Here is a 22,325-nt window from a genome sequence, read left to right as displayed (position 1 = left end):
GAATTTTTTTTGGAGGCGTCAAGGCTATGTTGGAACAAGCCCTTAAGGAAATTGAGTGCACTTCTGATCTCAACGAACTTCAGGAGTTGCGCGTACAGTATTTGGGAAAAAAAGGGTTGATCACTCAGCAACTAAAGAGCCTGGGGGCTCTGAAGCCTGAAGAGCGCCGGGAAGCTGGCCAACGAATAAACCGTATAAAGTCCAGCATTGATAATGCTCTCAAAGAGCGGCACGACGTTTTGGGTCGCGAAGAGTTACAGAAACAACTCCATGCTGAGGGTGTAGACGTTACCTTGCCCGGGACGGCAGGTAAACAAGGGAACCTACATCTCCTAACGCTAATTACTAATAAGCTGCTCGACGTTTTTGTTTCTCTTGGCTATGAAGTTGCTGTCGGGCCAGAACTCGAAACAGATTACTATAATTTCGAAGCGCTAAATTTCCCTAAAGATCATCCAGCTCGCGATACGCAAGATACTTTTTTCACCACTGATGGTCGGGTAATGAGAACCCATACGAGCCCAATGCAAATCCGGTATATGGAGTCTCACCAACCACCGTTTCGGGTTGTCGTCCCAGGAAGGACATTTCGGAATGAGGCTGTCGATGTTACTCACGAAGCTACTTTCAATCAACTAGAGGCCTTAGTAGTGGACGAAAGAATAACTATGGCTGACCTCAAAGGAGCCATCGCAGAAATGGCTACGGCTTTGTTTGGCAAAGAGGTTAAAACGAGACTGCAACCAGCTTACTTCCCTTTTGTGGAACCCGGCGCCGAATTTGCTATTTGGTGGACTAATCCNCGAACTGGAGAGGAACAATGGCTTGAACTTGGGGGTTGTGGAATGGTGCACCCAAAGGTTTTTGAAGCAGCAGGCTATGAAGGAGTTACTGGCTTCGCTTTCGGATTTGGGATAGAAAGACTAGCTCTCATACCATTCGGAATTCCTGATATCAGGCAATTCTATAGCAGTGATATTCGTGTTCTTAATCAGTTCCGAGGGATAGTATGAAGCTCCCGCTTGAATGGCTAAATGAGTTAGTCAATGACTTACCCGAAGTTGATGTATTGGTCGAAACGTTAATAGGGATCGGACTCGAGGTGGATAACGTCTCCACTTTGCCAGGAGCCCCAAAAAACGTAATAGTAGCTGACATTCTAAAAACTCAACCCATACCGGGGAGCGATCATTTGGTGGTAGCGACTGTCGACGATGGTAGGGGAGGCCTCTCGGTTGTTTGTGGAGCTCCCAATGCTCGTCCTGGACTCCGAACTGCCCTCGCTCTTCCTGGGGCGGTCTTGTCGAATGGGAATTTAAAGGTGATCTCACGTGAAGTAGGGGGCAAACTAAGCGAAGGAGTCTTATGTAGTCCGAAAGAATTAGGTCTTTACGATTACTCTGGAGGCCTTATTGAATTTTGGGAGGACCTTCCGGTTGGTGCCGACCTTTCGAAATCATGGCCTTCGGAGAGCCTTATTGAGTTTGAATTGACACCAAATCGGGCTGACGCGTTTAGTGCTTTAGGGGTTGCAAGGGACCTCTCCGCAAAACTGAATTTGGAGCTTAAACATCCTGCATCGGGAATAGAAATCTCCGATGTGGGGGTAGCTGATGAATTGTCCTTACAAGTCGAGGATGTAACGGCTTGTCCCAGATTTACACTTCAACAAATTGATGGTGTTGAGGTACGGCCTAGTCCTTTATGGCTTCAACGTCGTTTAACGGCTCTAGGCTTGCGCCCTCGTAATAACGTTGTCGATGTAACTAATTTCGTTACGTTCGAGTTAGGTCAACCATCACATGCGTACGACCGTAATCTTCTTGGTGATGACACCATAATTGTTAGGAAAGCCTCTGAGGGTGAACGGTTTACTGCCCTAAATGAGAGCGAAATAGTTCTTACAGAAAACGACCTAGTCATTACGACTCCCAACGGTGATAACACGAGGGTAATTGGTTTGGCTGGCGTTATTGGTGGTCTGAACGATAGTGTTCATGCTACAACAACGTCCGTCGCTCTTGAAGTTGCTCATTTCGATCCTGTGACGGTACGTAAAACTGCCAGGAGGCATGGGTTAGTAACGGATGCTCATTATCGTTTCGAAAGAGGGGTTGACCCGAACATTCCACCTGTTGCTAACGCCCGGGCAGCCCAATTAATAGCTCAGCTTTCTGGGGCGAGGATACATCCTGGTTTAACCCAGGTTGGTACTGATTTTGTCCCAACTGGCGTCGAATTCAGGCCATCACGAGTTCATTTTCTTATGGATTTTAATGTGCCCCGAAATATTCAGAGAGAATACTTGGAGAAACTCGGTTGTGTGATTCAGGAAAACCAAGATGACCTTTGGACNGTAACNCCACCAAGNTGGCGGTTNGACATCTCNATAGAAGAGGATGTCATTGAGGAAGTAGCTAGATTGTATGGTTACGATAAGCTTGGTGAAAGCATCCCTTCCATGCGCTTTGTGCCTGAATCTGCTGATCTCACCCATAGAGCCCTTCGTTTGTCTTTCGCGCACAGTGGATTCCAAGAGACTCTAAGTTACTCCTTCACTGGTCCAGATGAGGTTTCTCGATCTCGTGCTCCTGAAGCAAGTGTTAACTTGCTTAACCCACAGGGTGTTGAGAGGAGTTTGCTTCGAACTGCTCTCTATCCAGCTTTGCTAGCTTCTGCCGAAGCGAACCGTAGCGTTCAATCCCTCGCCTTGTTCGAGATTGGGAGGGTTTTTAGGGAAAAGGAAGAAGAGCATCTTGCTTTTCTTATGTCGGGAATTTGGCAGGANACCAGCTGGAAGGCTAGCGAGTCTAGGAAGCTAGATTTTTTTGTTATTAAAGGGGTGCTGGAACGACTGGCTTCAGTGAGAAATTCTGACCTGGAATTAATAAGCACCACGGTCGATCATCTTCATCCTGGTGTGGCAGCGACTGTGATGTGGAATGGTCGTGAGGTTGGGACAGTTGGTCAAATTCATCCGGAAGTAAGCAAAGCGTATGGGCTTGAAGAGGTTTTCGTTGCTGAGTTGACACTTCCTCTCGAGGCTAAGCGCCTTGTGTATGAGGATTTTGGTCGTCAACCACATGCCGAGCGGGATCTGGCTGTAATTGTTCCTATTGACGTTCCGTACTCGACCATTGCGGCATTAGTTAGTGGTCCTGCGGGAGAGCTTCTAGAGACTCTTGAGCCCTTCGATTTGTACCAGGGTAAGCAAGTTCCGGATGGGTTTAAGAGCCTTGCGTTGAGATTCCGCTTCCAGCACGCTGATCGGTCTCTAAATGATAGAGAGGTTGATGAGTACATGGATAACGTTATGGATACTATTAAAGGCGCGGGTTACGAATTACGAGAATGAAAACCCTAATTGGCNNAGAANANAAATATAGNGCGCCCATNCCTTAANCCGGGTGTTTTTCGCAGTTCAAGGGAAGATGATGGGTCTATCATTAGAAGAGTATTATGGAGCAACGGGATCAGATCCCTAAGCTCTTGGGAAAGGGNGATGCCCAAAGTAGAATAAAGGGACGCGAGGAAGCGCAAGCCCAAGTTAAAACTGGTGACGAGGTGGAGGGCTCCTGGCATTACTGGCCAGGGGATAGGCAAAAGATGCTGAAAGCGCGAACGGTGCCATTTTGCACGAAAGTCTGCGGGCCCCTCCTGAGAAGCAAGGCCCCTCACTCGCAAATGTTCCGGGCCAATTCGGATTAACTAAATAAAACAAANGGCAAAAATGNGGGAGCGAAAATAACNNCGCTTCCGTCAACTGNTGGAGTNGGTTTTACGTAGTAGTTCTAGAGTTTCAAGTCAGATAGGATTACTTCTCGACTCGACGAATATTTCGGCAGGTTTCTGGAGGTACACAAAAACTATCATGTGCGGCATTGTTGGGTACGTCGGGTACAGGCAAGCAGCAGAGGTAGTGCTGGATGGCCTAGAACGCCTTGAATACCGGGGTTATGACTCAGCTGGAGTTGCCGTTGTACAAGGTCCCGACACTTCGTCTTCAACTATTACTTGTGTGAAATCTGCGGGGAAACTAACTGAGCTAAAAAGCATCCTCGAATTTTCGGCTCTTAAAGGCACCGTTGGTATAGGTCATACGCGCTGGGCAACTCATGGGAAACCTACTGATACTAATGCTCATCCGCATTTGTCAGAGGACAACAAAATAGCTGTAGTTCATAACGGCATCATTGAGAACTACGGTGAACTCAAGGAACAACTTACTCAAGGCGGGCATGAATTCATGTCCGAAACGGATACCGAAGTAATTGTTCACCTGATTGAAAATCACTATAGTGGTGATTTAGCCTCTGCCGTTCGTAAGGCCTTAGTTGAAATAAGTGGTGCTTACGGTCTGGTTGTTTCTCATTCAGATCATAATGAGATCGTAGTGGCTAGAGCAACTAGCCCGATGGTTATTGGTCTTGGTGAGTCAGAGAATTTTGTTGCTAGTGATGTTCCTGCGCTGCTTTCTCACACCCAGAATGTGATGTTTCTGCATGATGGTGATATGGCAGTCATAAGTCATGATGGCGTAGTTGTTACTGATTTTAGTGGCACCTTACTCGAACGAGAAGTAACTCAGATTGATTGGGATGTAGAGCAGGCCGAAAAAGATGGTTACCCGCACTACATGTTGAAAGAAATTTTTGAGCAGCCTGCCGTCGTGCAGAACACGCTGGGTGGTCGGCTGGGGGCTGATGACTCAGTTGAACTCGGCATTGATTTGGATCCAGCAAGTNTTGACCGGATTGTNNTTACNGCNGCTGGTACAGCTTNCTACGCTGGTCTGGTAGGTGAATACTTAATTGAGAAGTTAGCTAGGATCCCAGTTGAGGTTGAGGTCGCGAGTGAATTCCGATATCGCGATCCGATTGTTGATTCCCGAACATTGTGCATAGTGGTATCGCAATCAGGAGAAACGATTGACACGCTCGAGGCTCTCCGTGAGGCCCNTCGGAGGGGCGCCCAGAGTTTAGCAATCTTAAANGTTAAGGGATCTTCTATTAGTCGAGAAGTTGATNANGTCTTGTACCTGCATGCTGGTCCGGAAATTGGTGTAGCTAGTACAAAAGCTTACATTGGGATGGTAGTTGCCTTCGAACTGCTCGCCTTGTGGCTAGGTCAAACTCGGAAAACGTTACCCNAAGAGGATGCTCGGGAAATTATAGCTAGCTTGCGAGANGTGCCCTCTCTNATTGAGCAGGCTNTAGCTTACCGAAGTGCTATTGCTGAGGTCGCTGAAACCTTTAAGGGCTGCAGTGACTATCTTTTCTTAGGACGTGGGATTAATTTCCCCACCGCTCTAGAGGGAGCTTTAAAGCTTAAGGAGATTAGTTACATTCATGCTGAGGCTTACGCGACTGGGGAGATGAAGCACGGGCCGATTGCGCTTATTGATGAGAACATGCCAGTTGTTGCTGTGGCTACTAAGAGTGATCTTTACGTTAAAACAATTTCAAATTTACAAGAGATTAAAGCTCGTGATGGGAAACTTATTGTGTTAGCTAATCCTGGTGATGAGTTAGTACCTAAGCATGCTGATATGGTGATTCCTGTTCCTGAAACGCATGAACTAGTTTCACCACTAATTAATGTGGTGTCGTTACAACTCCTTGCCTACGAAACTGCTGACAGGCTTGGTTTTGATGTAGACCAACCTCGTAATCTGGCCAAAAGTGTAACTGTAGAATAGATAATAAAAGTCTTTTCTGGCGAATTCTCCCAAGATTTCTGGTCTTCAGTGACAATTGAAATTCATCGGTTTGCTATGGTTGAACTAGCGGACAGATGTACAGCCTAGAAAGAATAGTCTGATTATAAAAAACGAATTGTTTTAGTTTTGAATAAAACAAAAACTACCTATAAACGGTATCACTATCGGTATTTTTGCTAGAGCGTGCGATTGCCAGTATCATATCAGTTAACGAGACTGTTCCCACTTTTTCTCCGTTTTTCATTACGATTGCGCCGTTTGAACCAGATTTAGAGACAGTTTGCAGGGCATCTTCTATTATTGTGGTTTCCTGTATTTCTGGACCCATGATGGTATCTGTGTTAGCCATTACAGCGCTTACTTTTAGTACTCGTGCTTTATTAATATCTTTTATGAAATCTGTTACATAATCGTCTGCCGGTTTTAAGATAATATCCTCTGCCGAGCCAGATTGTATAACCGCACCATCTCTCAAAATAGCAATATTATCTCCGAGCTTTAAGGCCTCATCGAGGTCATGTGTAATGAAGATAATAGTTTTGTGAAGCTTATGTTGAAGTGCTAATAAAACGTCTTGCATATCCGATCGAATGAGTGGATCTAATGCCGAAAAAGCTTCATCCATCAACAGAATGTCTGCATCAGTTGCAAGTGCACGCGCTAATCCAACCCTTTGTTGCATGCCACCGGATAATTGTGCAGGATAATGATTTTCGAAACCATTCAGACCAACGCTTTCTATCCATTGAGCTGATCTTTCAAAAGCTTCTTGTTTAGTTACGCCCTGAATAGTAAGGCCATAACTAATATTTTCTATCACCTTACGGTGTGGCAATAATCCAAATGTTTGGAACACCATACTTGCTTTTCTTCTTCTAAATTCACGTAATTCAGAAACTGACATTGATAAAATATCATCGCCATCTACGAGAATCTCTCCTAAGGTTGGTTCAATAAGTCGATTAATATGGCGAATTAATGTGGATTTTCCAGAACCGGAAAGCCCCATAACAACTTGAAGCTGGCTCTCTTTTACCTCAAGGTTGACGTCATCAAGCCCAAGAACATGTACATGGTTTTCCAATAGATCAGATTTTGAGATACCATCCTTAACTTTATCAATCATAGTTGATGGATTGTTACCGAAGATCTTGTACAGATTTTTTATAGCAACTTTTACATCAGACATCATTTTGTGCTTTCTGTGTGAGCCTGTAAACGTTTACCAATTTTTTGAGAAACTCTATCAAATAAAATAGCTAAGACAACAATAGCCAACCCATTCATTACTCCTAAGGCCAAATATTGATTTGATATCGCCCTTAGAACCGGGACGCCTAATCCTTTTACGCCAATCATGGAAGCTATTACAACCATTGACAAAGCCATCATGATAGTTTGATTAACGCCAGCAAAAATATTCGGCAGGGCTAAGGGTATCTGTACTCCTAATAATTTTTGTCTATAACTCGCCCCAAATGCCTCTGATGCTTCCATGACATCTTTGTCAACAAGTCTTATTCCTAAATTTGTTAGGCGAACAATTGGTGGTATAGCATAAATACATACTGCTAAAAGTCCTGGTACTTTCCCGATCCCTAGAAGCATTACTACTGGGATTAAATATACAAAGCTTGGAATAGTTTGCATTACGTCAAGAATAGGGGTTATAAGCGTTTGGGTTCTCTCAGACCGAGCCATTAAGATACCAATTGGTATCCCCACACTTATGCAAACAATAGTAGCGACAGAAATGATGGCTAGCGTTGCCATTGTATCGTCCCACATGTCTAAATAGCCAATAACCAAAAAAGCTAAAACAGCCCCAATCGTGAGTTTTATACTTCTAGATCCAAAATATACAAGCACCGCGATTATTACGATAATTATTGGCCAGGGCGTATTCAGGAATAATTTTTCTAACCAAACAAGAAAAAATAATAAGGGATCAAAAAAAGTTTCAATAGCTTCGCCGTAATTAAATGTAAAATCCCGAAAACTTTCATCAATTCCTTTTTTAAAATCTCTTAAGTCGGTCCTGCCCATTTTGGGAAATTCTGTAAATAGGCTCAAAATTTCCTCCTAAAATTAAGGATGGGCCGTAATATGACGGCCCATCCTTAATTCCTTAATAAATCTTAAAGTGCTTCTTTAATTAAAGAAGCAGCTTCTGGAGTCACCCATGTTGTCCAAAGATCTGGGTGTTTTGCCAAAAATTCATAAGCTGCATCTTCGCCGCTTGCTTGGTTAGAATTCATATACATTAGCATCTCGCTCATAACGGCCGCCGGAAAGCTTCTATTTTCTATGTAAGCTTTCCCAGCTTTTGGGCCGTTTTCAATGAAATTTGCTGCAACCACTGAAGTTACTTCAGATACAACCCAGCCTGTTGGTTCTGGGTCTTGGCACTCGGGATCCATAACACAGTTGTCCCAGTTATCATTGCCAGAGAAGGCACCCATATCTAAGAGTGTTAGTCCTGCTGAGGAAGCTAAAACCGTAGGGCCCCAATAATAACCAAACCATGATTCATCTCTGGTAACTGCCTTTTCTATTGAGCCATTTAATCCAGCAGAGGAGCCTGAATCAATTAACATCCAACCCTTAGCTTCCATGTCAAACGCTTTGAATAGCTGATTCGTTGCAATTTGGCATCCCCATCCTGACGGGCAAGTTACAATTCCGCCTTTTGAAGGATCTTCAGGGTGCGGAAAAAGGTCAGGTCTTGCTAAAACATCATCCAATGTTTTTAACCCATTTGCCTCTGCAGTTTTTGAAGTGATCATCCATCCTTCACCAGCTCCAGTAATCGGCGCCCCATTCAACATGAATAGGCGGCCCTCATCTTCTGCTTTCGCAAGAGGAGTTTGCACTGCGTTCGCCCAAAGTTCAGGCGCAACATCAGGCTCACCTTTTGTATCCATCGAAGCAAAGGTAGTCATGGTAGCACCTGGAATTAGCTCAACTGAGCAACCGTAACCTTCTTCTAAAATAATTTTGTCAATGTTGGCTATAAGCTCTGCTGAAGCCCAATCCATCTCGGCTATCGTGATATCACCGCAAGTATCGTGCCCATCTGCGAAGGCAGCACTGGCCAGGAAAATTGTGGCCATAGCTAAGAACATACTAGTAATTAATCTATTCACTCGAGACTCCTTTGGTAGTTCAAAATGTTATTAACTAAGTTACCATGCCGGAAAATAAAACAAAAATAGAAACTCTTATGATGAAATAATTAGGAAGGCTGCGGGATAATCAAGAAAAACATAGTGATTTTTGAGACTCTATCTCGTACCTTGCGGCGACAAATTTGTTAGCGAGCATTACGTAGAGAGATATAGAAACACTTGTCCCATTTTTGATTCAATTACTATACTTTTGGATAATTTTGGTAGTAGAGTTAACTTCTAGTTGAAAAACAACTCTACTGCATTTTAATAATTAGGAGAAAATTATGAATATATGCGTCGTATCAACTTTTGACGGAACCACTGATGACTATATGGAGATGTTTAATGCCACGAAAGAAAAGGCAGCAGGGTTTTTCACTGATTACGATATAGGTGTCATAAGAGAAGGAAAGATTGCTTTGATGATGCACATTACTGACATGGAAGAATTTCAGGAATTAATGACGTCTGAAGAAATGCAAGCATGGGATAAGAAATTCAATTGCGTTGATGAAGTTTATTCTTTAGAAAAAATGAATTAATGAAAAATTAGGGGGGTTCAACTATAATCACTACCCCGAACCACTCCGTAACTGTGGAGTAGTTGAGTTCAACACCATTTATCGGAGTAATATTAGATCAGGGATACACGTTTCATCACACCCTACAATCGCATTCTGTTTAAATTTCACCGCTAGGGATTTCGCTTGACCCAATGAAATTCCTAAGACCAAGAAACTCGGTTCGCCATCCCATGTACCGGAAGGATCTGAACCGAATCCATTCACTATCTGATGACCTGAACTTTGCAAATCGTTACGCAAAGCGTTGTGCAGACTTCTATTTTTCGCGTTAGATAGTTCTATGCCCTGCGGATTACACGCTGTAATAAAATATCCAGTTGAGAGATTTAGTTTGCGAAATAAATTTCTCAGACCCGAGCTGAATTCGCCAATTTTTATAATAAACGCAGGGTCGGTATGCACTTCATAATTTGTTGATCGGTAGGCTTTTACTAGACTCTCGGGTAAGCCAGTCTTAAAGTCGTTCATTCTCCCTCTAGGCTAGCTCGTTGTCTTGCATAAGCGCAGTTCTTGCAACTAGGGTTTGCTGGTGGGATATTGGCATTATTCAGCAAAGCAATCATTTCCCAAACCTTGCCTTCAATCCAATCTGAGTTCCATTTATACGGTATTAGAACTTCCTGGAACTTCATTTCACCGTTAAAGGCCGCTGCTGTCCTATCGGCATTACAAACAAGAAAATATGCTGTTTTTTCAACGTCGAAACCCATGAGTTGTAGAAGGTAGGCGTAGAAATCCATTTGCATTTTATAGCCTTGTTTGTAGGCGTCAGAGAGATAAGACCATGGTTCGAGAGGTCTGGTGTTTGCCTGTGATTTGTAGTCGGCAACCACAAGTTTCCCATTGGTGGTGTTTTGCCAAATATCGTCTACGCCGCCGAACAGAATGATATTAGTATCACCAAATCTTGCTTTTAAGCCGTGATGGAGTGAGTTGCGCCAATTATCCATTTCCGGGTGTTGCAGTGGGACGAGATGCTCTAAACCATTTTCCATAAATAAACGGTGGGGTTTTTGTGTTTCGCGACATGCATCGAATTCTTTCTTGAGAAGCAGATCGGTAGTTTCATTAAGTGTCCACCCTGGTGTTCCAGGTGCATCGAGTCCAATTACCCTGTCCGCATAAAAGCAACGAGGGCAAGTGAGGAAGTCTGAAAATTTGCTCCTACTGATTTTGAAATCTTCTCTCTGGTTAGGCGTATAGATTGATGATAAGCGTGTTCGTTTACCCGTAGCAGGTACTAATTGTCTTTTGGAATTACGCTTCAAATCAATCATGTTGCAAATAATACATATATTCAGGGTTATATAAGTGGGAAAACCGTGTATTTAATATAATGAAGCCCAATCCGCAGAACCTGTTATCGGTTTTGAAGGTTGTGGTGAGCGTTATTAAACTTACAGTTTATATGAGGGGATTTTCGTACGATTTGATGAAAGGATGCTTGGGCTTAGCTTGCATTATGTCGTTAGTTACTAAGCGATCTCCTTAAGACTCTTTTCGTTAGTTTGTCTTCAGGTTAGGGGTTGGAATCTAAATGGATTTTTTTGGTGCAGTAAGAATTTGTTTCAACAAGTACGTTAATTTCGGGGGAAGGGCTTCCCGGTCAGAATTTTGGTTATTCGTTTTATTTGTCGTGCTTGGTGGCCTAATATTAGGGGTAATTGATGGGGTAGTAGGTGTTGAGCAAGGGGATCCTGTTTCTTTGGGTAATGCTTTTGGATTATTAACTTTTTTACCGGGTCTTGCTGTTGCGGTTAGGAGACTCCACGATACTAATCGGTCAGGTTGGTGGTACCTGATCTCATTTACAATTATTGGGTATATCCCACTACTGTATTGGTGGTGCGTCAAAGGGGAAGAGGGAGAGAATCGATTTGGGCTGGAGCCTCGTGCCAGTACTCAAGATGCAACGATGTCAATAACTAATGACAGCCATCGGCAGGGGGAATAAACTGGTGGTACACCTTAAAGGGTGGTAGCAAAAGGCCGAGGTTAGTGGAGCTAAAATCAACGAAACGATTTAGATAAAACCGCGGTTGCGAAGAAAAACAAAAACTACGACTAGTATTATGGCGTAGCCTAACCAACGAAGGAATTTCATGGTGGAACCACGACTGTTTTCACTTAAAGTCGCACGTGCTTCTTCCCGGTCAACCCGACCGCCTGCACGTTGCGCTTTCTTCAAAGAATGGACGCTTTTGCCGACTTGTCCTTTACGCCGGTACGCAATTCCGAGGTTGTGATGAGCATTACCAAAATCCCCATTTAATTTGAGGGCCTTTTCGTAAGATTCAATTGCTTCATCAATACGGTTTTGTTCTAAAGCCATGTTACCGAGGTTAGTTAGCGCCCGGTAATTCTCAGGGTCAAGGGCGAGTGCTTCTCGGAACTCTTTATCAGCCCCAGCAAAGTTCTTCATAAAAATTAATGCCGTGCCCCGTTGGGTCTTAACTTCGGCCTGCAGGAAGGGTAAGGTCACGTTTGTAAGTTCCTTCAGAGCTTCCTCTGGGTTCCTCCTATCGAGGGCCGTAGCTGAGGCTTTAAGGAAATTGAGTTGTACTTTAATTTTTTCCCAGTCTAGTATTTCGGGAGGCGATTCAAGGCGATTTAGCCTACGGTGGACTTGGTTCCAAGATCGACTACGAATGAGAACCTCGATCTTAGTGAGTGCATTTAAAGCCTCTAATGTTGCAGTATCGGAGTTATCTTGAAGGGCATATAACTTATATGCCCTTGCGAGGCGACCTCGCGTCAAGGCTTCCTGCCACGAGTTTTCAACTGGCTCGTTAGTCAGTCCCCTAATCATTGCCGCATACTACCGTATCGCTACCTGACTTTTAGTTTCGAAAAGAGGTAGGTTGGTTTGCTAAAAGCGGAACGATACACCGAATTGCAATGAGTTGAAGTCGAAACCGTAATCTAGCGACATTTGGTCTGAGAGAGCGTAATGAATAGCTAGGCTTAACCCAGCGACTGGCGTGGGACCCCGTTCCCTCTCGAAATCAACGCGACCAGAAAGATCAACGCCCAAGGTACCGAAGTTGTAACTAAGACGCAGTTCATTAGTAAAGAAGTAAATCTGTTCAGGATCATCAAAACTACCAATCTGGTAACTAGCGAACAAATCATCCCGAAGGTATCGACCGAGCCGGAACGAAACTCCGAAAGGATCTTCATCGCGATAATCCAGTACAGAGGAGAAAGCAGTAGTACGAATCTCAACAACATCCAATGCGAGTGCTTCGCTAATAAAATCTTGTAACTCAGAGAGAAGCAGCAAACTAAACGCGGTGTCTAAAGCGGTGGTAACTACCGTAGGAGCCAGGCCGCCTTCTCCGGCTAAGTTAGGTTGAACTTCGATTCTTCCAAGGGTTACTAGGGTGAAGAGTTCGTTTTCAGTGAGTGGCCTGGGCTGGGAAACAGCAGCATCTGTGGCCGGCTCTTGGATGACGGCGTTGCTAGTTAACGTAGGCGCAAAATCAAGAGTAAAAGGTTCATTAGCTATCTCAGAAGGGATAATTTCGCCCTCAAGCATAAGATTAACGTTGAAACTGTTAGTTCCGTTCGGTCCGATAAACTCAAGGCCAGGTTCGGAGCTTAGCAACACCCGAGATTTTTCAAAAGTCGTACGGCCTGAAATCATAATTTCGGGGTAGACACCGCGAGAAGGATCGAACGTAGCTTCAGCTGAAACAACATCGAAGTTTCGTCCAGAGAAGCGAAGAATTCCTCTCAGGGCCGTTGCCTGCCCCGATAATCTTGGTGTTGCAGCGTTACCTAGAAGCCTCAGGTCAAGTCCTAATTCGAGGCTTCCGAAAGATTCACTGACATAAATCTGTTGGGGCGATAGAATACGCAAGTCATCGAAAACAATATTTTCAAGTGCCTTATTAGGAGTCGAATTTGCACGTCGATTGGGTTTAATTCCTAGAGTAAAGTGGGACTCTTCAGCGGTGACTAACCCCCCTATACGTAGGACCTTATCTAATGAAAGGTTGATGTTCATATTAGCTCGACTTGATTCAAGAAGAATATCTGGCGCAGAAAGTAACAAGTCGGTGCCCTTAACAGTAAGGCTGAGTGGCGATATTACCCCTTCAATTTGTACTGGGTTACCCATATTGCCAGTGGCCTTTATTCGGAGGTCGTCCCCATTTTCGGTAGTGATTTTGCCAGAAAGATCTTCTATAAACCCAACAATTGGTATGGACATTGAGCCAGAAAAATCGACGAGTAAATCTTCCACTGTGGCTGGGTCAAGGCGCACTTTTCCACGCCCGATAAAAGTCATGATGCCTTTAAGTTGGTCTAAACCACGGAGTTCCCCCGTAAGTTGAAGCGCGTCCCCATCAAGCATGAAATTTGCGTCGCTTAAAAGGTAATTGCCTCCAGTTAAAGTGAGTCCCAAAGAGTCGCTGGTGAGACCTATAGACGGATTGTTTAGTGTGCCAGCGGCTTTCATTTCAAGATTCCCGCTGGCCCCAATTCCGAATGCGGCTAGCCTGGGGAAAAGACTTAAGATGGGTGTGAAATCAGCCTCAATAGCGACAAGTTCGAAATCGAGGATGTCGGGAGTTAACTGACCACTTGCTTCCCAACGTCCTGCCCCGCGGAATGAGGCTTGATCAACAGTCAATATCTGGTCGATTAAGCTGAGGGAGACGTTCCCTTCAGTGATAACACCAGCTCGTTCAAGGCGAACATGTTCGGTAGCTAACCTAAGTTCAGTCGGCATTCCAGATTTGAAAGGGTACGTGAGTCGTAACAACCCAGTGACCTCCGAAGTAACGCCGGGATCTCCAATCACCGCTTTAGCTATAACCTCGCCAGGAAAACGCTCAAGACGAGATACCGCAGTTAATCCTTCTGGTGTTACCGAGAGTGAAACGGAGCTACCAGAGATTGATCCGCGGGCCGATAGTTTACTGAGGTTGCCGTCGAACTCAATTTGGGTCGGAAGAACTGTTTCAAGAACGGACATTTCAGGTGAAACGAGTTGACCGATGTATCGATCACCCCGCACTCGAATTATGCCATTGACTTCACCCTTGAGATTAGGAACCACGTTATTAGCTATTGGGAGACGAGCAGGCGTGAAGCTAGAAATCCTAGCATCGATAGCGCGAATGGTACTAGGATTACTGATTAAACCAGAGGGAACCAGACCAGCTAAACCCCAATTCCCTGAAATATGTAAATTACCTACGTCACTTAAAGCAGTAGCAGACCCAACTAATGAACCATTGGCTATATCGACATTAGCGTTGAGATTAACACTTGGGATAATCTCGGTGCCCTGCCATGGAAGGTCTTGAACATGTAGGGAACCCATTACTTCTTTGCCATAAGTAAATTTCGTATCTAATAAACCATTATCCCAAGAAATATTTGCAATTACGTGTCCTTCGCCAGTTGCTGAATTGTGATACACAGTCAGGGAATCCGGAGGTGTCCCGACTTCAGATACTGGGTCGGTAAACGCTACTTTCGTCACGAACGGGACGACCCGACCTGATAGGACATTGGGCATGTAAGGGATTTCATGCGGAAGGTCAACAACCCCACTTAACTCACCAGCTAACCCAAATTGGGGTAAGCCCGATTCCGCTCTAGACACTAGGCCAAGTGATCCTCGGATTGTGCCATTGATTTCAGTACCGTAATAGGCGAAGTCCTCTATGGTTATTGAGGGCATTGGCGTAATCATCACCCTGCCTTTGCCTTGAGACCGGTTTGTTCCTTGGAAGAGCAAGCCTTCTTTGCGGAGAGAAGCTAATAAATCGTTAACGCTAGAAGGCGGTATTGTGGCTTCTACTGCCAGGCCTTCTAGAGGGGGTAACGATACTTCTATTAAGACATGTCCTTGAGGGGAAGATGATAAGACTGTAGTTGTTGGGCCAACGGTAACTTCAGTTCGACCACGTGCACTAATGGTTGCTGTAGGCGATAAAGCCGGAATGGTGAGCACGAAGTCATCTGATTGGCTTGATGATATCGTTACCGAGCCAGGGCCATCATTTAGTTCGCCGCGAACGGTCAATAGTTTCGTGCTAGGTGTTTTAAGGACTTGGTTAAACTCAAGTCGTTCTAGAGTGGTTTTATTGAGGACTGCAAGAGCTGTTCCTTCCAAGAGGTAATTACCAACAAAAATGCTTAGGTCAGAATTAATTTCAGGATGTTCTAAAAGGCCTTTAACGGTAGTGCTAGTCGTTATTAATCCAGAACCTAAATCTAAAGCTGAAAGATCAATTCCCCCGGACCATCCTGTGGTTGGAGTTGCTCTTACGTTAACCGTAGCGGTCCCACCCAAGAATGTCCCCTGGCCTGTGGCTCCTAAATAATCGGGTGTTATTTGTAGGGCAATGGGCATCAGGGTCTGTTCTTCGATAGTTCCAGTGAGGATTGCGGAAAGTGCGGCACTAGAGGCATCTCCCGAACCTGACATGGCTAGATTTAGCCCCCTTGGCAGTTGGGCTGCCATCTGTTCTAGCGTCCAGCTTAGTGTTGCTAAGTCAGCAATTGCTGAGAATTGACTACCTGTAATGGTTCCCTGAGAACGTGTGGCGTTAACAATGGCGGAACCTATTTTTAATCCAAAAACCGTTGCATTATTGATTCGTCCGTCTAACCACGTACCTTGGCTGTTGGGGAATGACAAGTTCATGTTGGCTTCCCCACCAAAACCGTTGTTTAGGGAACTTAATCTACTGTAGAGGTGAGCTTCAGGAAGATGCTCATCGACCTTTAGGTGCCAACCGTCAAACAAGCCGCTGCCGAGAAAGCGATTGGATTCTTGAGATTTTGGGTTGGTACGAAAACTACCGGATGAATGGTCCAAACTGCCTTGGGTTCTTAACACGCCGTCCGAACGGGAAATCGTTAAATCTGTCCCAATATCATATGCAGCTAAAGTCGAGTGTAGTTCGAAATTTCCCGTAGCTAAGGAAGCTGAACCAGAAACCGACCCGGAAACCGTGTTGCTACCATTTAAAGTACCTTGGAGGGTAGGCTCACCTATAGTTCCGGAGACATATACATCTCCTGTTAGAGAAGCTTCTAAACCCCCAAATGATGCGTTCTCTACAGCGGCAAGGCCTGTTAAATCCATCTTCTGGTAACCGTTAGCGATGAGTCCGTTGACCGAGAATGGTCCACGAAGGTGCCCAGACAAATCAGCCTCGGTAATGGGCAAATCAGACAGGGCTAAATCAAGTTCAAAGTCACCCTTAAGGAATTCATTTAGGGAACCCTTGCCTACGACGCTGCTACTTGGCGTGTGGGCCCTGAAGTGTGAAATAGCGATTTCTGTTGACGTCCAGGGATTAGACGTTTGAGCCTCCAGGTCAACGAAAGGTGAATTAATAGTCGGCAGTAGACGTTGAATTGATATGTCCTTGAGGCTCAACCAGGTTTTCCAGCCGGAAGAGTCCACCGTACCGGTTATTGAGGAGTCTTCTTTATTAAGCTCAATACGTCCCCCTGTTAAGTCGAAACTCCCAAATCCATCCATATCTAAAATGCCTAATAACCCCAATTGACCTTCGAGCGTAGGGGAGTAAAGGCTACCGCTTATTAACGGATTCCCAACGACTCTTAAGTCAGCTTGGGGCGGCAAACCAATAATGGCCCCGATTTCAAGTTCAATGTCAGCACTACCTGTTATCGGTGGATCGCTCCAAATAAGACTTCCAATCTGAGTATTGGCAGTTAAGACCGACTTGCCATTTTCTTGTGCAGCGGTGGTCACGTATAAATCACCCTGACCACTGGCATTAACCGTTATGTTCCATCCATCGGCTGGCTCTAGGATCGCGGATGCTTCCCCCAAAAAGCCGTTTTCTATAGACCAAAAAAGATCTGTTCTTGCAGAACCACCTAACCCTGGTAAGGACGTTTCTCCTTCTAGACTAGCTTCGAGAATATTGAGTTTATTGTCAGCGGTGATTCGTCCGAAGATAGCCTGGTGGACTAGATCGACAACATAGGAGTTGTTCTCCTTGCGGCCTGTAAATTCCACATTTTTGAAACCCGTTTGGTAATGATCGATAGTCCCGGTAAGTAAAAAATCAGGAAAGATTGGACCTTCCGCCTTGAGGGCCCAGGTTTGATCGCTAGTGGCTTCTAAGCTTGAGAGGTGAACTACTCCCGATGCGGCATTTAGTTTCGCTTGCGCCTCGATAGGTAAGGGTAATGGGCTGTCACTAGGCGCAAAAATGTGCAAATCCATTACTGACGTGCGGTCCGAATGAGAAAATTGACCTGTTGTTTTCGCGCTACCGTAATTAACTTCTAAGTTGCCAATCAACTCATTAAGAGAGATTTCGGCAGTTACCTGGAAAGGCTCTTCAAGCACCGAACCCGCTATGTTGGTTTTCAGGTTTTTGTGATCGATTTCTGCTAGCCCGGCAAGAAACAAAGATGGCCCAGAAGCTTCGAGGTTAAGGGTCGATTCGGCCCACGTGGCAGTAACAGTATGCCCGGTAGCATTTGCGACCAATTTACCCGCTAGATGATCTCCCGTTACGTCTATCTCTATCGGTGTGCCAGCTAAGCTACCTGTCGCTTGATAGGAGATGGCAGTTGATAGTTCGATACCTGTTTTAACGATAACCGACCCTGATGAAATTAGTGTGGCTGGGAAGGGGAGTAGTGTGGTGAGTAAGTCAGTGTTTAATGCACTCAAGTCGGATTCAATACGAGCATTCAGTCCGCTTCCTGATAGCTCAAAGGGCAAAAGAGGTCCATCTGAGGAGATTTGGCCAGTTCCAGTGTATTCTTGCCCCGATCCCTTCGCGTTTACGGAAACGTTTAAGGGAAGACCCAAGTTTTCCAAGCGAGTTGAAGCGTAGGCCGTCCAAGTTCCGTTAAATCCAGCGCGACCGGTTACCATTATTGGCCCGATTCGTTTTGGTATTGAAGTTATTGCTTTGGGATCTAAGTTGCCAGAAAAATCTAATTCTCCACCTTTCGCACGAAACGATCCATTTACAAGACTTCCATCAATATTCCCCTCTAAGAGGGGTAGTAGTGGCGTTCCTTCGAAAAAAAGTCTTGCGGTGTGAGTTGCGCCGAAAGCCTGGAGTCCTAACTGCAAAGAACCGGTAAGAGAGTCTAGGTTGATATTTATTTCCCCTAGTGGCGAACGAGAAATGATTGTTTTTGTTTCAGAATCGAAAGCGAGAGGAATATCCAAGGGATCGATAGCCCACTTACCGCCGGGTGAAGTGAGGCCGCTGAAACTTAAAACACCGTCTGCAACGAGCCCTTCGTTAGTGGCAGTCATGTTGGCTATCAGAGAACCTAGGCCTGCATAGATATCCGCCCTTATGCCGAGTTGTAAGGTGGGTAATAGGAAGCCCTGGATTTCTGCTTGAACGGGTCCGTCGCTCACCATTCCGTCAAGGAAAAGATCGTTGTTCCGACCTTCGAGCGTTAGAACACTCTCCCCAGAAGCGCCTAACACGTCTAATGATTGCATTGCAGCCCGAAGCTTGCCATTCCAATGTTGCTGTTCCAGATCGTAATCCAAGATGCCGGTTATTTGCGAAACGGTAACCGGAAGATCAATGAAAGCATTGGGATCAAACCCAGAAGTCGCTAGATTGATCGAGAGGCCATCGTACGCAATTTCTATAGCATCTCCACTGAGGGAACCCGAAGTGACGCGAATTCCTTGGTCGCCAAAGACGGCAGAGAATTTGCCGCCTAAAGAATTTTCCAATGAATCCCACGCGAAGGTGGTTTCCAACGATAGGTTGACTAAATCCGCAGAGCCTTCCATGTCAGCTTTCCCGAGCAAAGGCAGGGGAGTGTCAAGAAAGTCATCTAGTATCGCTGTTCCAGTGAATTTAACGTCACTTGGGGAACCTTGAAGCTGGAAGGAGGAACTTTCGAGCAATAAGTCCCCTTCGAAATAACCATTTGGTTGGGAGCTCCCTAGAGAGTAGGTCCCGGTTAGGGAACCTATCGAATTGCCCCAGGTTGCCCCCTGGATTACCTTCGCATTGAGATTTAGGCCATTCGGTCCCCAAGAAATGCTCCCTTGCGTTTCACCAATTGACATTTCGGCTATCTCTGCGTTCAAGTCGCCCGATAAATGCCAAAGCTGGGAGGGAAGAGAAATTTCCCCAATCTGAAGTTCCGGAACTTCTCCACTACCACTTAAAGTGGAGCCCACTAAACTTAGCTGACCGTAATTAGTTAATCCCATTAGATTTACTGCGGGATAAACACTACCTTGAAAGTTTATGATCTCGTCAAGAATTTTGATGGTTCCTTCTGCCTCGACGGTACTTTTGTCAACGTTTAAGACGGCTTGGGTGACCGTGGGACCTGTCGCGGCAGACAATTCCACCAGTCCAACTGGCGACATGAAATCACCGCTAAGCGATGCTGAAAGATGGCCAGAGGGTTCAATAGGTAAAGGTAGGCTTAAAACTTGTGTAGTTGAGGCGAGGTCAAGGTCACCGTTGATGGCTAAGGCGCCTAGGGAATCTATTGAGGCAGTAACGCTTCTCCCTGCAGCAGAGATAACACTGTTGGCGTACAGAAGGCCATCTTCCACGAATCCGTCGGCTTGGACATTAAACGGGCCAACGGCACCTTGGACTGCTACAGTGCCGTCTATAAGATCAGCGCTGCCTTCGAATAGAGCCGGAACCAACAATGTGGCACTAGTAACGGGGTAGCCGGCTGGCAGGGCAATAGATAGGTTAAACATTGGTCCGTTACCAGTCAGGTCTACTGAAGCACCGCCAATATCAGCTGTCAGATCAGCTGTGAGGTTCCCAACATCTGCAAGAGTCCCAGAAATTTCACCGGAAATGAGTGCGTCTTGCCCTCCGCCAGAGAGGGCAAACTTTTTGAATTCTGCGGCGAAAGAAGTGTTGTCAAGCTCAACATCGATAGGCCCTCCAGTAAGTTCAAGATTAGGAGAACCATCATTAGTGACGAGAAAGGTGCGTACGCTAAGGGGTCCAGCCGAAACGCCATGCATCCCTAGCTCGTGTACGTCAAGATTACCTTCAACCGTTATATCTCCCGAGTTGATACGTAATTGGCCATTGGTAAGTCCTGCGAGTGCGTTCAATGAACCTGCTATTGGGACAGGAGAGATGCTGAAATCTACTTGGCCATCTCCAGTAAAGATGTCAAGTTCACCTAAAAAGTCGGCCGATCGTGTGTCCCCAACAATTTCGGTTAAACGCCACCCGCGTGCAACTGTGGTGATAGTCCCATTTAGGTCAGGGTCGACTTGCCACTGGCTATGCTTGGTGCTGACCGCAATTCCCGATTTGATTGTGGCGAAAATAGGCAGAGCAGTTAAAGGACCATCAGCCTCAATTCCTAAGTCGAGAGTTTGTTTGAGATATGGTAATTCCAGCTGTTGTACATATACCTGTCCTGTTAAGTGTTGCTCTTGGAATAACACTGTTCCGTTTGCTGAGGCTCCTAAGTCGTCGGTTGCTGAGATAGAAACAGGCCAACCGTCTGGGGTGAAATCAGCTAACAGCTCTGCTTTTAGGTCCCTGCCCCCGAGTGACCAATTGACCGAAGAAGACCCTCCGCCACTTAAGGTGCCGCCAATACTTCGTAAAGAGATTTCTGCGTCAGCCGTTAACTCCGGCAAGAGTTCCAAATTAGCGCCTTGTGCGCTAAGAATAAGTCCTGCAGGATCATCGTTTACTGAAGCTGCGATTGAGCCGTTTGCGTAAAACGCGGATAATGTCACCTGCGGGGCCCTAGTTGAGCTGTAAGAAAAATCGGTATTTAGGTTTTCTAAAGGCTTCCCGATTAAATGACCATTGCCAGTGAGGTTGCCGTTGAGCTCATAAGCCGTCCAACCAGAACCTTTTATAGTTACATCTGTCGTGCCTTTAATGGGAACATCCCGAAGATCGGGCGTACCTAGGAGTTCGCCAAGCCATACCACTGACTTCTGTAAATTAGTTGAACCAGTCGCAGTAGCCTCCCAAGAGCGGTCCTCAATCTCCACCGATCCGACTACCGTAGCTTCCCCACCAAGTGTATGGCCGGTGAGGCGACCTTCAATACGAGGATAATTGAGTGTCACCGGCCCCGTTAATCGGCTGAATTCACGACCAAGTTCTTCTATAACGGCTTCGCGAACGTCGAAATCTCCGCGTATGCCGTCTGGAGAGAAACGGATTTTACCCGAGACGGTCCCACCAATTGCTCCAGGCCACCAATGACGAGCAACCTTTACGTCAGCTTGGGTTACCTCTACATCAACGTTCATAGTGTCGGGGTGGATTGAAGCTCGCGCTGATACAGTTCCTCCATCAGTCGAGATTGTTCCGGTAAAGATAAAACCTTGTTGAGTCCCCTCAATATGGACGTTATCCAGGTCCAGATCAGGTAAAGCAAACGGTACATCCGTGATGTCAAGGCCAATCCTAGAAAGGGCCAAGTTCTTGATTGCAACACGCAGCCCCCCTGAGCTTGAGCTCTGGGATGCCAAGAGTTGAGCAAGATTAACCCGGCCTTCCAAACCATCACCAAAAATTGATATTGGTAATCTACCGGTTATCAGTGATGGCAAGGAATATCGGAACGCTAACTGCTCAGCTTGAATGTCCATTCCATTACCTGAAATATCGACGGCGTCTAAAGTTACACCAGTCCAAGGGACTCCGCTAGCTGACAGATATTGCACGTTAAGCCCTGATTGGGTTAAAGCTACCGAGATTTTTGAAAGGACCCAGTCTCGGCCAATGTTGGTGATTGGTGTAGCAACAAGAACCGAGACAAGCGCAAATAGCAAAATAACGAGGATAATGCGCCGAGTGCGGGTATTTATCCTTAGGGAAGCCATAGGACTCAAAGCTG

At 45.6% G+C, this 22,325-nt stretch carries 13 protein-coding genes; 6 read left to right on the top strand and 7 right to left on the bottom strand.

Annotated elements, in window-relative coordinates:
- Positions 1–26: 26 nt before the first annotated feature.
- The 4 genes from CMO31_00655 to glmS all read left to right on the top strand — a co-directional run bounded on the left by CMO31_00655 (position 27) and on the right by glmS (position 5,698).
- Positions 27–1,013, top strand: a complete 987-nt coding sequence (locus CMO31_00655; GenBank protein ID MAZ52510.1) for a phenylalanine--tRNA ligase subunit alpha — start codon at positions 27–29, stop codon at positions 1,011–1,013.
- Entirely contained in the window at positions 1,010–3,355 is a 2,346-nt protein-coding gene (locus tag CMO31_00650) for a phenylalanine--tRNA ligase subunit beta (protein MAZ52509.1), read from the top strand. Before CMO31_00655 ends, CMO31_00650 begins: the two co-directional genes overlap by 4 nt.
- Positions 3,356–3,459: 104 nt before the next feature.
- Positions 3,460–3,708 (top strand): hypothetical protein, encoded by a 249-nt coding sequence (locus CMO31_00645; protein ID MAZ52508.1) that lies wholly within the window; start codon positions 3,460–3,462, stop codon positions 3,706–3,708.
- A gap of 163 nt (positions 3,709–3,871) precedes the next feature.
- Complete coding sequence (glmS, locus tag CMO31_00640) at positions 3,872–5,698, top strand: glutamine--fructose-6-phosphate transaminase (isomerizing) (GenBank protein ID MAZ52507.1); 1,827 nt, start codon at positions 3,872–3,874, stop codon at positions 5,696–5,698.
- Between the two features lie 163 nt (positions 5,699–5,861).
- On the opposite strand, the gene CMO31_00635 is transcribed toward glmS, so the two are convergent.
- The 3 genes from CMO31_00635 to CMO31_00625 all read right to left on the bottom strand — a co-directional run bounded on the left by CMO31_00635 (position 5,862) and on the right by CMO31_00625 (position 8,844).
- A complete protein-coding gene (locus CMO31_00635; protein MAZ52506.1) occupies positions 5,862–6,908 on the bottom strand; it encodes a glycine/betaine ABC transporter in 1,047 nt (348 codons plus the stop codon).
- Entirely contained in the window at positions 6,908–7,765 is an 858-nt protein-coding gene (locus tag CMO31_00630; GenBank protein ID MAZ52505.1) for an ABC transporter permease, read from the bottom strand. Before CMO31_00630 ends, CMO31_00635 begins: the two co-directional genes overlap by 1 nt.
- 92 nt (positions 7,766–7,857) lie before the next feature.
- Positions 7,858–8,844 (bottom strand): ABC transporter substrate-binding protein, encoded by a 987-nt coding sequence (locus CMO31_00625; GenBank protein ID MAZ52504.1) that lies wholly within the window; start codon positions 8,842–8,844, stop codon positions 7,858–7,860.
- A gap of 329 nt (positions 8,845–9,173) precedes the next feature.
- Between CMO31_00625 and CMO31_00620 the strand changes: the two genes are divergently transcribed.
- Positions 9,174–9,431 carry a hypothetical protein gene (locus CMO31_00620; GenBank protein ID MAZ52503.1) on the top strand — a complete coding sequence of 86 codons (258 nt, stop codon included), beginning with the start codon at positions 9,174–9,176 and terminating at the stop codon, positions 9,429–9,431.
- A 78-nt stretch (positions 9,432–9,509) separates the two neighbouring features.
- On the opposite strand, the gene CMO31_00615 is transcribed toward CMO31_00620, so the two are convergent.
- Both CMO31_00615 and CMO31_00610 read right to left on the bottom strand, forming a co-directional pair.
- A complete protein-coding gene (locus tag CMO31_00615; protein ID MAZ52502.1) occupies positions 9,510–9,941 on the bottom strand; it encodes a hypothetical protein in 432 nt (143 codons plus the stop codon).
- Complete coding sequence (locus tag CMO31_00610) at positions 9,938–10,750, bottom strand: hypothetical protein (protein ID MAZ52501.1); 813 nt, start codon at positions 10,748–10,750, stop codon at positions 9,938–9,940. Before CMO31_00610 ends, CMO31_00615 begins: the two co-directional genes overlap by 4 nt.
- A 260-nt stretch (positions 10,751–11,010) precedes the next feature.
- Here CMO31_00610 and CMO31_00605 point away from each other — a divergent pair, with 260 nt between their 5' ends.
- Complete coding sequence (locus tag CMO31_00605) at positions 11,011–11,427, top strand: hypothetical protein (protein MAZ52500.1); 417 nt, start codon at positions 11,011–11,013, stop codon at positions 11,425–11,427.
- A 69-nt stretch (positions 11,428–11,496) separates the two neighbouring features.
- Here CMO31_00605 and CMO31_00600 read toward each other — a convergent pair whose 3' ends face one another.
- Both CMO31_00600 and CMO31_00595 read right to left on the bottom strand, forming a co-directional pair.
- Positions 11,497–12,282 (bottom strand): hypothetical protein, encoded by a 786-nt coding sequence (locus CMO31_00600; GenBank protein MAZ52499.1) that lies wholly within the window; start codon positions 12,280–12,282, stop codon positions 11,497–11,499.
- Positions 12,283–12,342: 60 nt separating this feature from the next.
- Positions 12,343–22,311 carry a hypothetical protein gene (locus CMO31_00595; GenBank protein ID MAZ52498.1) on the bottom strand — a complete coding sequence of 3,323 codons (9,969 nt, stop codon included), beginning with the start codon at positions 22,309–22,311 and terminating at the stop codon, positions 12,343–12,345.
- Positions 22,312–22,325: the final 14 nt, after the last annotated feature.

The sequence above is a fragment of the Trueperaceae bacterium genome (genome assembly GCA_002707365.1).
GTDB lineage: Bacteria > Deinococcota > Deinococci > Deinococcales > Trueperaceae > UBA6957.
Note: the sequence above shows the minus strand (reverse complement) of the source record. Positions and strands in the feature narration are given on the sequence as shown.